The sequence below is a fragment of the Azotobacter salinestris genome (assembly GCF_009363155.1).
GTDB lineage: Bacteria > Pseudomonadota > Gammaproteobacteria > Pseudomonadales > Pseudomonadaceae > Azotobacter > Azotobacter salinestris.
In genome coordinates this window covers 333,546-346,390 of record NZ_CP045302.1, presented here as the reverse complement: position 1 = coordinate 346,390, position 12,845 = coordinate 333,546, and the positions used below count along the sequence as shown (strand labels likewise).

Genomic DNA, 12,845 nt, shown 5'->3' with positions numbered 1-12,845 from the left:
CAACAGGACTCTTCATGCTTGTCTTTCTCCATCGTTCTCTTGATCTGACCATGCCTGTCGCAGCAACTCCTGCACTTCGCGATCGGAGGTCTGGCTGAAGTCGCGGTACCAATAACCGATCGCAACGAGATCCTGCGGCGTATACAGGCAGATTACCCGATCTGCCTGCCGGCGTAGCTGGGCAACCGTTTCCGGCGCGCCGACAGGCACGGCAACTATCACCTTCTCCGCCCCCAGCAGTTTCACCGCCTCGATGGCGGCGCGCATGGTGGCACCGGTCGCCAGGCCGTCGTCGATCAGGATCACCGGCCGCTCGCGCACCGATGGCAGCGGCCGCTCCCCGCGATAGACGCGCTCGCGGCGCTGCAGCTCCTGGATCTCCCGCTCGGCGACGACGTCGACGGTAGCCGGCGGCACATGGGCGTAGTGAACGACCTCCTCGTTCATCACTCGCACGCCGCCACTGGCGATGGCGCCCATCGCCAGCTCCTGATGGCCCGGCAGGCCCAGCTTGCGCACCACCATGATGTCCAGCTCCAGTCCCAGGCGGCTGGCCACCTCGTAGGCCACCGGCACGCCGCCACGCGGCAGGGCCAGCACCAGAGCATCGTCCCACGAACCTTCCGCGACCAGTTGCTCGGCCAGGGCCCGGCCGGCATAGACCCGGTCTGGAAAGGGAATAGTCAGGTTCATTTGCACGGCTCCGCTGCACTTCTATGCTTTGAGTCTGGCCCAATAAATCCGCGTCATGGACGGATGGACGGAAATCGCGACGGATAGCCGAACTCCCGATGCAGCGAGGTGCTGTCATGGACACGCGTCACGACCAACTGTACCAGCAGGACGTTCACGACCCCTACCTCAGGCACTGGCAGGCCCGGGGCGACGCGCTTTGCCCGGAATGCGGGGTTTCCTATCAGGCGGGCGCGAACCGCTGGTCCTGGGAGGGACTGAACGACGCCGAACATGCCGAAAGGAGCCTCTGCCCGGCCTGCCGGCGTATCGCCGACAAGGCCCCGGCCGGCAACCTGACCCTGGCCGGTCGCTTCGTCAAGGACCACACCGACGAGATCTGCAACCTGCTGCACAACACCGAGTCACTGGAAAAGCGGGAGCATCCCCTCGAACGGCTGATGACCATCACCGACGAGCCCGAAGGCCTGGTGGTGACAACCACCGGCATACACCTGGCCAACCGGCTGGGCCATGCGCTGGAGGCGGCCTTCAAGGGCCATGTCGACTACACCTACAGCGACGACCGGACCGCGCTGAGAGTCCGTTGGGAACGCAACTGAAGAACTGACGCGCCGGCTCAGCAGGACCGGCGCGCATCCTGCTCCTCGGCGAGCCGGTCGAGATAGCGGTCGTAGCGATAGACCGGCCCTTCCTGGCAGACCGGGCTGCGCCCGACATGGCAACGTCCGCAGTCGCCAATACCGCAGTCCAGACGCCGCTCGATGGACAGCCAGATCCCCGTTGGCGGCACGCCGTGCGTCAGGCAGAGTTCGGCGACGTTCTGCATCAGCGGCTCAGGCCCGCAGCAGAGCACGGCGTCCGGAACCTGGCTGGCGAGCCTGGCCCGCAGCGGCCCCAGCGGGTTGCAACCGACACGGCCGTCCGCCTGCCGCTCCAGGGTTTCGATGAGTTCCAGCGCCTCCCGCCAGTGCGCCCGCTCCCGGGCCAGCACCTGATGGCCCGGACTGCGCGCTCCGTAGACGAGCGTCAGGGCATCCTGGTGGCCGCCGCGGATCAGCGCCTCGATCAAGCCGGCCAGCGCCGCCAGGCCGCTGCCGCCGGCGACCACCAGCACTCGGCGGGCGCCCGACAGCTCCGGCCAGCCGGTGCCGAAGGCACCGCGATAGCCCAGCCGCGCCCCCGGCTCCAGCCCGAACAGGGCTGCGCTCACCAGGCCCTCCCGGCGGACCAATGCCGAGAAGCGCCCCTGCCAGTCCGGCGGACGGACATAACTGAAGGGTGCTTCCCCCGCCCCCGGCACCGTCAGCATGAAGAACTGGCCGGGCATGACAGCCTGGTCGCCGGGCCGCGGCGACTGGAGCGCGAAGCTGAAATGCCGTACCCCTTCGCCTTCGTCGTGGAACTCGAGCAACTGCATGGGCCGAGGAACCAGGCTGACCATGATGATTCAATCCTCTGCATTAAGGGCTGATGCACACGACGGGAGGAAGCGCCGCAGCCATCGTCGCAGGCGCGGGTATGGCGAGAGAATACTATCCTTTCCGTGCAATGCACTGTCCGGCATTTCGTCGCCTGCCCCGGGCAGGCAATAGAATTCGGCCGGACATGTGCTTGACTGTGGTGCGGTTGCACTTTCTATCCATTCCGACATGGAGGAAATAACCATGGCTCAAGCAGAACAACAAAACGTTCCCGTCAACCGGGAACAGCAGTCCCAGCAACCCACTGCCTTTTCCGGCAGCGACCCCTGGCGTCCACTGACCAACCTGCGCCGGCAGATCGATCATCTTTTCGAAGACTTCGATCGCATGTCGCCGTTCGGGTCGATGGGACGCAGCGGCCTCAACTTCGGCAGTCTGATGGAGCCCTTCGGCCGGGGTGGGGGTGCAGGAGGCATGACCGGCATGAGCATGCCTGCGGTGGACATCGTCGATCAGGAGCAGGCCATTCTCATCACGGCCGAACTGCCCGGCATGGACGAGCAGAACATCGAGCTCAAGCTGTGCAACGGCAACCTGATGCTCAAGGGCGAGAAGAAGAACGAGCGTGAAGAGAGCAGCAAGGGCCGCTACCTCTCCGAGCGCAGCTACGGCGCCTTCCAGCGCAGCTTCGTCCTGCCGGACAGCGTCGATGCCGAGAAGATCGAAGCCCGCTTCGACAAGGGCGTGCTGAGCATCACCCTGCCGAAACGACCCGAGGCGCAGCAGCCGGAGAAGTCCATCGAGATCAAGCGCGGGGAAGCGACCGAGCAGCAGCAGGACACCGGTAGCCAACAAACCACCACCCACTGATCGAGCGGCTCCCGGCTGAACGGTCCATCTGATACAGGTCTCTGGGGCGCGAGGTGATCAAGCCGCCGCAACGGCCGCCCTCACCGATGGCGCCCCAGCCCAAGCCTTCCTCAAGGCTCGGGCCTGGACTCCCTCCCCTTTTTCTTTCCCGTGATTGTCGGCAGGAATCCCGCCTGCCGGCGATAGCCGATGCCTCGCCGGCAGCGCAGCCCACGTCTCACTCCGGCAGGCGCGGCTCCAGGGGCTTGGGCTCGGGCAGCTCGGTCATGGTCGCCTCGGTCAGCAGCAGGATACTGGCGACCGATACCGCATTTTCCAGGGCCACCCGCACCACCTTGGTCGGGTCGATGATGCCGGCCTCGAACATGTCGACATAGCGGTTCTGCGCCGCATCGAAGCCGACGTTGCCCTCCTCGGCCAGCAGCCGGGCGACCACCACCCCGTCGTCCACGGCGGAGTTCTCGGCGATGGTCCGCACCGGCATTTCCAGGGCGCGGCGCAGGATCTGCAAGCCGGTGCGCTCGTCGCCCTCGACCTGCGCCTCCTCGGCGAGCAGCGCCGGTACCGTGCGCAGCAGCGCCAGACCGCCGCCAGGGACCATGCCTTCGGCGATCGCCGCCTTGGTCGCGGAGATGGCATCGTCCAGGGCGTCCTTGCGCGCCTTCATCTCGGCCTCGGTCGGCGCCCCGGCGCGGATCACCGCCACGCCGCCGGAGAGCTTGGCCAGGCGCTCCTGCAGCTTCTCTCGGTCGTAGTCGCTGCCGGTCTTGTCGATCTGCGCGCGGATCTGCTTCATCCGCGCCTCGAGCGCCGCCGAGTCGCCGGCGCCGCCGATCAGGGTGGTGCTCTCCTTGTCGACCACCACACGCTGGATGCGGCCGAGCTGGGCCAGCGTGGTGTCCGCCAGGTTGCGTCCCAGATCGCGGCTGATCACCTCGCTGCCGGTCAGCACGGCAATATCCTCCAGCATCTCCTTGCGCCGGTCGCCGAACCCCGGCGCCTTGACCGCCACGGCATGCAGCACGCCACGGATGTGGTTGAGGATCAGCGTGGCCAGGGCCTCGCCCTCGATGTCCTCGGCGATGAACAGCAGTGGCCGACCGGCCTTGGCGACCTCCTCCAGCAGGGGGATGAGGTCCTGCAGCAGGCTGACCTTCTGTTCGCAGAGCAGGACGAAGGCATCCTCCAGCACCACCTGCATCTTCTCGGGGTCGGTGACGAAGTACGGCGACACATAACCACGCTCGAACTGCATGCCCTCGACCACTTCGAGGATGGTCTCGGTGGTCTTCGACTCCTCCACGGTAATGACGCCCTCGCCGCCGACCTTTTCCATGGCCTCGGCCACCAGTTCTCCGACCTCAGCGTCGTTGTGCGCGGAAATGCTGGCGACCTGGGCCTTTTCCTTGCGCGCCACCACGGGGCGCGACTGCGCCTGCAGGGACGCGACAGCCACCTGCAGGCCGCGGTCGAGGCCACGCTTGAGGTCGATGCCGCTGGCGCCGGCGACCACGTTGCGCACGCCATCGGCGAAGATCGCCTGGGCCAGCACCGTGGAGGTGCTGGTACCGTCGCCGACCGTCTCGCCAGTGCGTTCGGCGGCCTGGCGCAGCATCGCCGCACCGAGGTTCTCCTCGGCATCCTCCAGGTCCACCTGCTTGGCGATGGTCACGCCGTCGTTGCAGACCGAGGGCGTCCCCCACTGCTTCTGGATCAGCACCGACTTGGATTTCGGCCCCAGGGTCACACGCACCGCGTCGGCCAGTTGGGTCGCCCCCTGCAGGACCTTCTCGCGCGCGGCGTTGCGGAACAGGATACGGGTCTTTGCCATGCTTCACCTCCCGTAGCGATCAAGTTCGCCGACCCCCTCCGGATGAACCACGAGTACGCTGCAGGGCAGCCGGTAGAGCAGTGCCTCGCTGGTACTGCCGAGAATCTCCTGCTCGAGGGACTTGCGCAGGCTGCTGCCCAGCACCACCACGTCGATCTCGTGGCGGCAGGCGTAATCGGTCAGGGTGGGAACCGGCGGGCCCAGCAGGAAGTGCCGCTGCTTCTCCGGTACGCCGTGACGGTCGGCGAGCAGCCGGAAAGCCTCCTGGGCCGTGCTCTTCATTTTTGCCCCGAGCGTACCCAGCCAGGGCAGGTTGAGGGTGGCGCTGCCGAAGGGCTGACCGCCTTGGGCATTGCAGGCATGCAGCAGGTGCAGCTCGGCATTGCACTGCAGGGCGAGATCGCCGGCCGCGCGGATGATCCGGTCGTTGAACTCGCTGGCCCCTTCCGTATGGACGAAGGGATCGACCGCCGCCGCCACCTTGAGCGGCACCGGGTTGTGCGCATCGGTCACCAGATGCAGCGGCACGGGACAGCGGCGCAGCAGCTGCCAGTCCAGAGGCGTGACGAAGGCGCGCATGACCGCCGACTCCGGGCGCACGTCCTTGATCAGCAGGTCGACCGGCATTTCCTGGACGTGGGTGATGATTTCCTCCGCCGGATGCTTGGTCCAGACCACCTCGGTGGTCACCTGCAGGCCCTGGCTGCGCAGGATCGACGCTTCCTCCTCCAGCCACTCGCGATGTCCGCCCAGGTAGCTGTCCACGGCCTCCTTCATGCCCTCGGGGTTGAACCGGCCGACCGCCGCCAGGGTTTCCACGTAGGTGAACAGGGCCATGTGCAGGGGGGCGCCACTGACCCTGGCCAGGGCAGCGGCGCGCTCGAAGGCCGGTGTTCGACACATGTCCGGGGTGACGACCAGCAACAGGCGTTGGAACTGGCTCATGGAGAGATCCTCCGGGGTGACAGGCCATGCTTTCATAGTAGTAGGCCTGCCGGAGAGCGGCTCGCAGCGCGCTACCCGGACGGAGAGTGCTGCTGCACGGCCTTCAGGAGCTGGGCGAGCGCCATTTCCAGCTCACCGCTGTTGTCGATGACGATGGCGTCCGCCGGCCGCTCCGCCGACAGCCGCCGGGCGCGCTCGACCCGTGCGGCGATCTCCTGCGGCGTCTCCCGGCCGCGGGCGCTCAGGCGCTGCTGCAGCAACGCCGGATCGACCTGCAGCAGCAGCGGCACCAGACGCTTGCCGTAGCGCAGCCGGGCCTGCTCCAGATGGGCGCGCGAGCCGTTGATCAGCACATCCAGCCCCCGCTCCAGCCAGCAGTCGATCTCCAGGCCGATGCCGTAGCGGTGACCATTGGCGCTCCAGTGCAAGGCGAAGGTGCCGAGTGCCAGCCTCTGCTCGAATTCGGCTTCGCTCAGCCACAGGTGATTTTCCCCGCGCAGTTCGGGCGGGCGGGTGATGTAGCGCGAGGCAATGAGACAGGAGCGCGCGCTGAGCCGTTCTCGCGCGCGAAGCAGCAGAGAATCCTTGCCAGCCCCCGAGGGTCCCATCAGGTAGAACAGCCTGCCATGCACGTTCATCTCCCCCTTTCGCCACCGTAGCGGTGAACCGATATGCCGAGGCGTTCCGGCAAAAGCACAAGAATCATGGTGTCATCCGAAGAGCGATTGAAGTTTTCAAGGGATTGCTTGCTCTCGGTTAATGCAGGTTGTCCCTTGAAAAGATAATGATTGCCATCACCAAAGCCATTAGCTAGCATCTTGCCCAGTATGTGACCGGGTTCAATGATTTCAGCCGAATGGCTTGGGAACAAGAGCATTCACATCACGGGGAACGGGGCCCCCCGCAAGGAGGCGAGTACATGATTTATCGCACCCCATTTGCAAACCAGGCGACCGTCAAAGGCAGCCTGCTTTCCATGCTGTTGCTGCTGGGCAGTACCCAGGCCCCGGCCGAGGAGATCACCGGCCAGGTGGTCGAAGTCCTCGATGGCGACACCCTCAGCGTGGTCACCTCCGACGACTGGCAGATCCACGTCCGTCTGGCCAACATCGACGCCCCCAATCCCGACCAGCCCTACAGCGACAAGGCCCGCCAGACCCTCTCCAAGCTGGCGCTCGGCAAGCGAGCCATCCTGCAGGTGCAGGCCCGTGACCTAGCCGGACGTAGCGTCGCGCAGATGTTCGTCGAGGGAAAAGACATCAACCGTGAAATGATCCGCCGTGGCGCGGCCTGGGTCGCCCACGACGAGGCCACGCCGCTTGCCGAGCTGCTTCCCGTGGAAGCCGAGGCCAAGCGGGAGCGCTGCGGGCTCTGGGGCCAGCCCAGGAAGGACATCGTGGCCCCCTGGATCTGGAGCAACAGCAAGCAGCAGACTCTGCATACGGTGGTTTCGAGCTGTGCCGGGCGCTCCGGAACGCCGGATTGTCCCATGCGCCGCCTGAACTGGGTGCCGCAGGACGAACAGCGCCACTGAGCCGCCCTGCCCGGCTGGACGCGGCTCAGCCGGGCAAAGCCTTTGCGAAGCCGAGCGCCGCGGGCGTATCGACGTCCCAGAGCACGCCGCGATCCTCGACCGCCAGTTCGAGCACCGGCCCCTCGCGCAGCAGACGCTTCGCCCCGTGGTCGCCATCCAGCGCCATGAGTGCCGCCCCGTGGATGCGGCCGAAGCCGACCGGATGCCCGTAGCGCCCCTGCCAGGTGGGCACCACCAGCGGCTGCTCTTCCAACGCACCCAGCACACGCGCCACGGTCGACGGCAGAATGAACGGCATGTCGCCCAGGGCGATCAGCCAGCCCGCGCAGTCCGCCGTCCGCGCCACCGCCGCAGCGATGCTCTGACCCATCCCGGCCGAGTCCAGGCTCAGGACTTCGCAGCCGTGCGCCTCGCCCAGGGCGATCACCCCGCCATTGTTGGGACGGGTCACCAGCAGGACCCGCTCGAGATTCGCCCGCAGAGCCAGCAGCGCATGCTCCAGCACCGCCCGTTCGCTGCCGTCGCGGCCGTGGCAGCGTGCCAGCAGCTTGTCCTCGCCCGCCCCGGCAACCGCGCCGTAGCGGCTGCCCTGCCCCGCCGCCAGCAGCACGGCGCAGACGCCACTCATACCGGCTGCCCGTTCGCCTGCGGGGCCGGCTGGGCGGCGCAGGCGACCCTACCGTTGACGATCCCGTCTTTGCCGCCCCCATTCTTCAGCGCGACGATCTCGGCCAGCAGCGACAGGGCGATCTCCGCCGGTACCCGGCTGCCGATGGGCAGGCCGATCGGGCCGTGCAGACGCTCGATGTCGCTCGCCGCCAGGCCGAGGAAGGCCAGGCGCTCGCGGCGCTTGGCGCTGTTGACCCGCGAGCCGAGGGCGCCGACGTAGAAGGCGCGCGACTGCAGCGCGGTGAGCAGTGCCATGTCGTCGAGGCGCGGATCGTGAGTCAGCGCGACGATGGCGGTGCGCTCGTCCGGCTCGATGGCCAGCACGGCGTCGTCGGGCATGCCGGGCACGAAGCGGGCGGTACCGTCCTCCCAGCCGAAGGCGAACTCCTCGCGCGGATCGCAGATCAGCACCTCGAAGTCGAGCATCCGCGCCATCTCGCTGACGTAGCGCGACAGCTGCCCCGCGCCGATCAGCAACAGGCGCCAGCGCGGCCCGTAGACGGCGCGCAGACGCTGCCCGTCGAAACTCGGGGCATCGCCGCGGGAAGCCTCGTGCAGGCTGACCGCGCCGCTGGAAAGATCCAGTTCGCGGGCGACCAGCTCGTGGTTCTCGCAGCGCGCCAGCAGCGCCTCGACCCAGGCCGTCTCCAACACCTCCTCCTCGGTCAGGCGCAGGGTGCCGCCGCACGGCAGGCCGAAGCGCGCCGCCTCCTCACGGGTCACCCCGTAGGTCACCAGGGACACCGGCCGGCCCGGCGCACTGCGCCCGTCGCGCAGCCGCTCGATCAGGTCGTCCTCGATGCAGCCGCCGGACACCGAGCCGATCAGCATGCCGTCGCCGCGCAGGGCGAGCATGGCGCCGGGCGGCCGGGGCGCGCTGCCCCAGGTCTGCACCACCGTATAGAGCAACACGCGCTGGCCGGCCTGCCGCCAGGCCAGCACGCTGCGCAAAACATTCAGGTCAGCGCTGTCCATCAGGCCTCCCGCCAGCCCTTGAGCTGGTTGCGGATCGGCAGCTCGCGGATGCGTCTGCCGGTGGCGGCGAAGATGGCGTTGGCCAGCGCCGGACCGACCGGCGGCACACCCGGCTCGCCGACCCCGCCGAGCGGCACCTCGCCGGCCGGGCGGACCGGATGCACAGCGATGGTCTTCGGCGCCAGCGGCATGCGCGCCACCTCGTACTGATGCAGGTTGCTCTGCTGCACCCGACCGTCCTTGAAGGCGATCTCGCTGACCACGGTGTTGCCGAGACCCATCACGCAGGCGCCCTCCATCTGCGAACGGATGCGCTCGGGGTTGATCTGCGGGCCGCAATCCACCGCCATGTCCGCCCGGTGCACGACCAGGGTGCCGTCGTCCTTGACCTCCACGTCGAGCACCACGGCGACGTAGGTGACGAAACTGTAGTGTACCGCCAGCCCCAGGCCGCGCCCCCTGGGCAGTTCCCTGCCCCAGCCGGCCTGGCGGGTCGCCTCCTCGACCACCGCGCGCAGGCGGCCGGTGTCGATGGGGTACAGCGTCGGGGACTCGCCGTGGTTCCAGGTGTCGCCCAGGCTGTGCGGATCGATCCGGCGCGCCGGCCCGAGCAGTTCCAGCAGGAAGTCGCGGTGGTCCCGGCCGGCGGCGGCAGCCAGCTCGGCGATGAAGCTCTGCACAGCGAAGGCATGGGGAATGTTCGACACCGAGCGGTACCAGCCGACCCGGGTGTGGGCTGCCGCCTCGGGGTTCTCCAGGCGCAGGTTGGGCAGCGCGTAGGGCATGCTGACAAAGCCCATGCCCAGTTCGATGGGGTTCTCGTGCCTGGGGTCCGGTCCGAACAGCGCGCCGATGCTCGGCGCCACGCTGCGGTGCAGCCAGGCGCTCGGCTTGCCGTCGGCGTCCAGGGCGCCGCGCAGGTACTCCACCGAGACGGTATGGAAGTAGGAGTGCTGCAGGTCGTCCTCGCGGGTCCACTGCACGCGCACATGGCGGCCGGGGAACTCCCTGGCCAGCACCGCCGCCTCGAGGATGAAGTCCGGCTTGGACTTGCGGCCGAAGCCGCCGCCGAGCAGGGTCACGTTGACCTTCACCTGGTCGAAGGGGATGCCCAGGCGCTCGGCGATGCGCTCGCGGGTGACCTGCGGCGCCTGGCTGGGCGCCCAGACCTCGCAGGCACCGTCGGCGAAGTATGCGGTGGCCACCGGCGGCTCCATCGGCGCCTGGGCCAGGTGCGGAATGTAGTACTCGGCCTCGACCAGCCGTCCGCCCCCGGCGAACACCGCCTCCACGTCGCCGGCCTCGCGCACCACCTTGCCGGGCGCTCTCGCCGCCCGGCTCATGGCCTGGCGGTAGGCGACCGAGTCGTAGGCGGCATTGGCGCCGTCCTCCCAGTCGAGCTTCAGGGCCTGCCGGCCCCTGATCGCCGCCCAGGTGTTGGCGGCCACCACCGCCACGCCGCCCAGCGGCTGGAACTCGGAGGGCAGCGGCGAGCCAGCGATCTCCAGCACCTTGAGCACGCCCGGCACCTGGAGCGCGGCGCTCGCATCCAGATTCTTCAGCTTGCCGCCGTAGACCGGCGGGCGGGCTACCACCGCGTAGAGCATGTTCTCGAAGCGCGGGTCGAGGCCGTAGACGGCGCGGCCGTTGACGATGTCGGCGCCGTCGATGGCGCGGGTCGACTCCTTGCCGATGTAGCGGAACTGCTCCGGCGCCTTCAAACGCAGACTGTCGCGCGCCGGCACCGGCAGGGCCGCCGCAGCTTCGGCCAGCTCGCCGTAGCCGAGGCTGCGCCCGCTCGGGACGTGCACGACCTTGTGCTCCTGCGCCCGGCATTCGCCGACCGGCACCTGCCAGCGCTCGGCGGCGGCCTGCTCGAGCATCTGCCGCGCCGCCGCGCCGCAGCGGCGCAGCGGTTCGAACCAGTGGCGCATGCTGCGCGAGCCGTCGGTGTCCTGGTTGCCGTAGTGCTGCTCGTCGCCCGGCGCCTGCGCCACCCGCATCATCGCCCAGTCGGCTTCCAGCTCGTCGGCGACCACCATGGCCAGGCTGGTGCGCACCCCCTGGCCCATCTCCGAGCGGCTGCAGACGAAGGTCACCAGCCCGTCGGCGCCGAGGGCGAGGAACACCTTGGGATCGTCGACCCAGCCGTGCTCCATGCCGTCGGCGCCGTACTTGCGCTCCTCGGCGAAGGCCTCGCGCCAGCCCCAGCTGGCGGCGATCAGCAGCGCGCCACCAGCCGCCACGCCCTTGAGAAAGCCGCGCCGGCTGAGATTGGCGACGGCGAAGTCGTCCATGTCCGTCCTGCTCATGCCTTGCCCTCCCGCAGCTTCCGGGCGGCGACCTGGATGGCCGCGCGAATCCGGTTGTAGGTGCCGCAGCGGCAGACGTTGCCGGCCATCGCCGACTCGATCTGCTCCTCGTCGGGGTTTGGGTTGCCCTTGAGCAGCGCGGTGGCGGTCATCAGCTGGCCGCCCTGGCAGTAGCCGCACTGCGCCACGCCGAGCTCCAGCCAGGCGGCCTGCAGCGCCTGCCCGACCGGATCGGCGTGCAGCGCCTCGAGGGTGGTGATCTTCTTGCCGGCCGCCACGCTTACCGGCGTGACGCAGGCGCGGGTGGCCTGGCCGTCGACATGTACGGTGCAGGCGCCGCACAGGCCCATGCCGCAGCCGAACTTGGTGCCGCTGTAGCCGGCGACATCGCGGATGGCCCAGAGCAGGGGCATGTCTTCCGGCACATCGAGGGAATGATCCTTGCCGTTCAGGTTGAGGGTGAGCATGACGATGTCGTGGTCCTGATTCCTTGGGAAGGCGCCCGGGACGATCCCCGAGCATGGAAAGCGCTGGCGAACTGTAGCGATGACCGGCGCCCGACGAAACCTCGACGCAGAGCTGCTCAGCCCTGGCGCGCCGGCGGCGCCATGAATTCGGGGCCGACCGGGTCCTTGACGTGCTCGGCCAGCAGGGCGTCGATCCGGCGCAGGTCCTCCGCGCCCAGCCTCCAGCCGAAGGCCTCGTCGATGCCAGCGAGCTGGCCCGGATGGCGTGCGCCCCACAAGGCGATGGTCGGCCCCTGGTCGAGAATCCAGCGGATCGCCAGGGCCAGCACCGACTTGCCGTGGCGCTCGGCGGCCAGTTGGCGCAGGGCCTCGACCGCCGCCAGATACTGGGCGAAGCGCGGCGCCTGGAACTTGGGATCGACCTTGCGCAGGTCGTCGCCCTCGAAGCTGGTGTCGGCGCGCATCCGCCCGGACAGCAAGCCGCGGCACAGAGCGCCGTAGGCCAGCACCACCAGCCCGTGCTCCTTGGCGTAGGGCAGCACGTCCTCCTCGATGGCGCGCTCGAACAGGTTGTAGGGCGGCTGCACCGTGGCCAGCGGGGCGAAGCGGCGGAAGCCGTCCATCTGGTCGGGCGAGTAGTTGCTCACACCGATGGCGAGGATCTTGCCCTCCGCGCGCAGCTTCTCCAGTTCGCGGGCGGTCTCCTCGTGGGGCACCAATGGGTCGGGCCAGTGGACCTGGTAGAGATCGATGCGGTCGGTGCGCAGGCGGCGCAGGGAATCCTCGATCTCCTGGCGGATGCGCCGCGCCGTGGCGTTGCGGTGGATGCCGCTATCCGACCATTCCAGCGCCACCTTGGTGGCGATCACCGCCTGGTCGCGGATGCCCTCCAGGGCCTTGCCGACCACCTCCTCGGCATGCCCGAAGCCGTAGACCGGCGCGGTGTCGATCAGGTTGATGCCGGACTCGACGGCTTTGCGGATGGTTTCCACCGAGCGCGCATCGTCGGCACCGCCCCACATCCAGCCGCCGATGGCCCAGGTGCCGAGGCCGATGCGCGAAACAGGCGTGGCGACGCCGTCGATCCGGATGGTTTCGATGCTCATGAGATCCTCCTTGGCGAGA

General features: G+C 68.4%; 14 protein-coding genes. 3 read left to right on the top strand and 11 right to left on the bottom strand.

Annotated elements, in window-relative coordinates; translation table 11 throughout:
* Positions 1 to 12 precede the first annotated feature (12 nt).
* On the bottom strand, positions 13 to 693 hold the full coding sequence (locus tag GCU53_RS01730; protein WP_152386085.1) for a phosphoribosyltransferase: 681 nt from the start codon (positions 691 to 693) through the stop codon (positions 13 to 15).
* 116 nt (positions 694 to 809) lie between these two features.
* On the opposite strand from GCU53_RS01730, the gene GCU53_RS01725 reads away from it, so the two are divergent.
* Positions 810 to 1,295, top strand: coding sequence for a BCAM0308 family protein (locus tag GCU53_RS01725; RefSeq protein WP_152386084.1), 486 nt, complete (start codon positions 810 to 812; stop codon positions 1,293 to 1,295).
* Between the two features lie 17 nt (positions 1,296 to 1,312).
* Here the strand turns inward: GCU53_RS01725 and GCU53_RS01720 are convergent, their stop codons facing one another.
* The gene (locus GCU53_RS01720) at positions 1,313 to 2,137 is read right to left on the bottom strand and encodes an FAD/NAD(P)-binding protein (RefSeq protein WP_152386083.1); all 825 of its coding nucleotides are present in this window, start codon (positions 2,135 to 2,137) and stop codon (positions 1,313 to 1,315) included.
* A gap of 223 nt (positions 2,138 to 2,360) precedes the next feature.
* Here GCU53_RS01720 and GCU53_RS01715 point away from each other — a divergent pair, with 223 nt between their 5' ends.
* Positions 2,361 to 2,987: an Hsp20/alpha crystallin family protein gene (locus tag GCU53_RS01715; protein ID WP_152386082.1), complete on the top strand. Its 627-nt coding sequence runs from the start codon at positions 2,361 to 2,363 to the stop codon at positions 2,985 to 2,987.
* A gap of 217 nt (positions 2,988 to 3,204) precedes the next feature.
* On the opposite strand, the gene groL is transcribed toward GCU53_RS01715, so the two are convergent.
* The 4 genes from groL to GCU53_RS01695 all read right to left on the bottom strand — a co-directional run bounded on the left by groL (position 3,205) and on the right by GCU53_RS01695 (position 6,640).
* A complete protein-coding gene (gene groL / locus GCU53_RS01710; RefSeq protein ID WP_152386081.1) occupies positions 3,205 to 4,818 on the bottom strand; it encodes a chaperonin GroEL in 1,614 nt (537 codons plus the stop codon).
* 3 nt (positions 4,819 to 4,821) lie between these two features.
* Positions 4,822 to 5,763: a universal stress protein gene (locus tag GCU53_RS01705; RefSeq protein ID WP_152386080.1), complete on the bottom strand. Its 942-nt coding sequence runs from the start codon at positions 5,761 to 5,763 to the stop codon at positions 4,822 to 4,824.
* A gap of 71 nt (positions 5,764 to 5,834) precedes the next feature.
* Positions 5,835 to 6,401, bottom strand: coding sequence for a ribose 1,5-bisphosphokinase (phnN, locus tag GCU53_RS01700; protein ID WP_152386079.1), 567 nt, complete (start codon positions 6,399 to 6,401; stop codon positions 5,835 to 5,837).
* A complete protein-coding gene (locus GCU53_RS01695) occupies positions 6,398 to 6,640 on the bottom strand; it encodes a hypothetical protein (protein WP_152386078.1) in 243 nt (80 codons plus the stop codon). Before GCU53_RS01695 ends, phnN begins: the two co-directional genes overlap by 4 nt.
* A 42-nt stretch (positions 6,641 to 6,682) precedes the next feature.
* Between GCU53_RS01695 and GCU53_RS01690 the strand changes: the two genes are divergently transcribed.
* Positions 6,683 to 7,297 carry a thermonuclease family protein gene (locus tag GCU53_RS01690; protein WP_244307004.1) on the top strand — a complete coding sequence of 205 codons (615 nt, stop codon included), beginning with the start codon at positions 6,683 to 6,685 and terminating at the stop codon, positions 7,295 to 7,297.
* A gap of 25 nt (positions 7,298 to 7,322) precedes the next feature.
* Here the strand turns inward: GCU53_RS01690 and GCU53_RS01685 are convergent, their stop codons facing one another.
* The 5 genes from GCU53_RS01685 to GCU53_RS01665 form a co-directional block, all read right to left on the bottom strand.
* On the bottom strand, positions 7,323 to 7,925 hold the full coding sequence (locus GCU53_RS01685; protein WP_152386077.1) for a nucleotidyltransferase family protein: 603 nt from the start codon (positions 7,923 to 7,925) through the stop codon (positions 7,323 to 7,325).
* Complete coding sequence (locus tag GCU53_RS01680; protein WP_244307002.1) at positions 7,922 to 8,941, bottom strand: XdhC family protein; 1,020 nt, start codon at positions 8,939 to 8,941, stop codon at positions 7,922 to 7,924. Before GCU53_RS01680 ends, GCU53_RS01685 begins: the two co-directional genes overlap by 4 nt.
* The gene (locus GCU53_RS01675) at positions 8,941 to 11,253 is read right to left on the bottom strand and encodes a xanthine dehydrogenase family protein molybdopterin-binding subunit (protein WP_152386076.1); all 2,313 of its coding nucleotides are present in this window, start codon (positions 11,251 to 11,253) and stop codon (positions 8,941 to 8,943) included. The genes GCU53_RS01680 and GCU53_RS01675 overlap by 1 nt, the downstream gene beginning before the upstream one ends.
* Positions 11,250 to 11,720, bottom strand: coding sequence for a (2Fe-2S)-binding protein (locus GCU53_RS01670; RefSeq protein ID WP_152386075.1), 471 nt, complete (start codon positions 11,718 to 11,720; stop codon positions 11,250 to 11,252). The genes GCU53_RS01675 and GCU53_RS01670 overlap by 4 nt, the downstream gene beginning before the upstream one ends.
* Positions 11,721 to 11,836: 116 nt before the next feature.
* Entirely contained in the window at positions 11,837 to 12,826 is a 990-nt protein-coding gene (locus GCU53_RS01665; protein WP_152386074.1) for an aldo/keto reductase, read from the bottom strand.
* Positions 12,827 to 12,845: the final 19 nt, after the last annotated feature.

Coding starts and splice junctions, on each gene's coding strand:
- GCU53_RS01730 (WP_152386085.1), bottom strand. CDS start 693: ATGAACCTGACTATTCCCTTTCCAGACCGGGTCTATGCCGGCCGGGCC.
- GCU53_RS01725 (WP_152386084.1), top strand. CDS start 810: ATGGACACGCGTCACGACCAACTGTACCAGCAGGACGTTCACGACCCC.
- GCU53_RS01720 (WP_152386083.1), bottom strand. CDS start 2,137: ATGGTCAGCCTGGTTCCTCGGCCCATGCAGTTGCTCGAGTTCCACGAC.
- GCU53_RS01715 (WP_152386082.1), top strand. CDS start 2,361: ATGGCTCAAGCAGAACAACAAAACGTTCCCGTCAACCGGGAACAGCAG.
- groL (WP_152386081.1), bottom strand. CDS start 4,818: ATGGCAAAGACCCGTATCCTGTTCCGCAACGCCGCGCGCGAGAAGGTC.
- GCU53_RS01705 (WP_152386080.1), bottom strand. CDS start 5,763: ATGAGCCAGTTCCAACGCCTGTTGCTGGTCGTCACCCCGGACATGTGT.
- phnN (WP_152386079.1), bottom strand. CDS start 6,401: ATGAACGTGCATGGCAGGCTGTTCTACCTGATGGGACCCTCGGGGGCT.
- GCU53_RS01695 (WP_152386078.1), bottom strand. CDS start 6,640: ATGCTCTTGTTCCCAAGCCATTCGGCTGAAATCATTGAACCCGGTCAC.
- GCU53_RS01690 (WP_244307004.1), top strand. CDS start 6,683: ATGATTTATCGCACCCCATTTGCAAACCAGGCGACCGTCAAAGGCAGC.
- GCU53_RS01685 (WP_152386077.1), bottom strand. CDS start 7,925: ATGAGTGGCGTCTGCGCCGTGCTGCTGGCGGCGGGGCAGGGCAGCCGC.
- GCU53_RS01680 (WP_244307002.1), bottom strand. CDS start 8,941: ATGGACAGCGCTGACCTGAATGTTTTGCGCAGCGTGCTGGCCTGGCGG.
- GCU53_RS01675 (WP_152386076.1), bottom strand. CDS start 11,253: ATGAGCAGGACGGACATGGACGACTTCGCCGTCGCCAATCTCAGCCGG.
- GCU53_RS01670 (WP_152386075.1), bottom strand. CDS start 11,720: ATGCTCACCCTCAACCTGAACGGCAAGGATCATTCCCTCGATGTGCCG.
- GCU53_RS01665 (WP_152386074.1), bottom strand. CDS start 12,826: ATGAGCATCGAAACCATCCGGATCGACGGCGTCGCCACGCCTGTTTCG.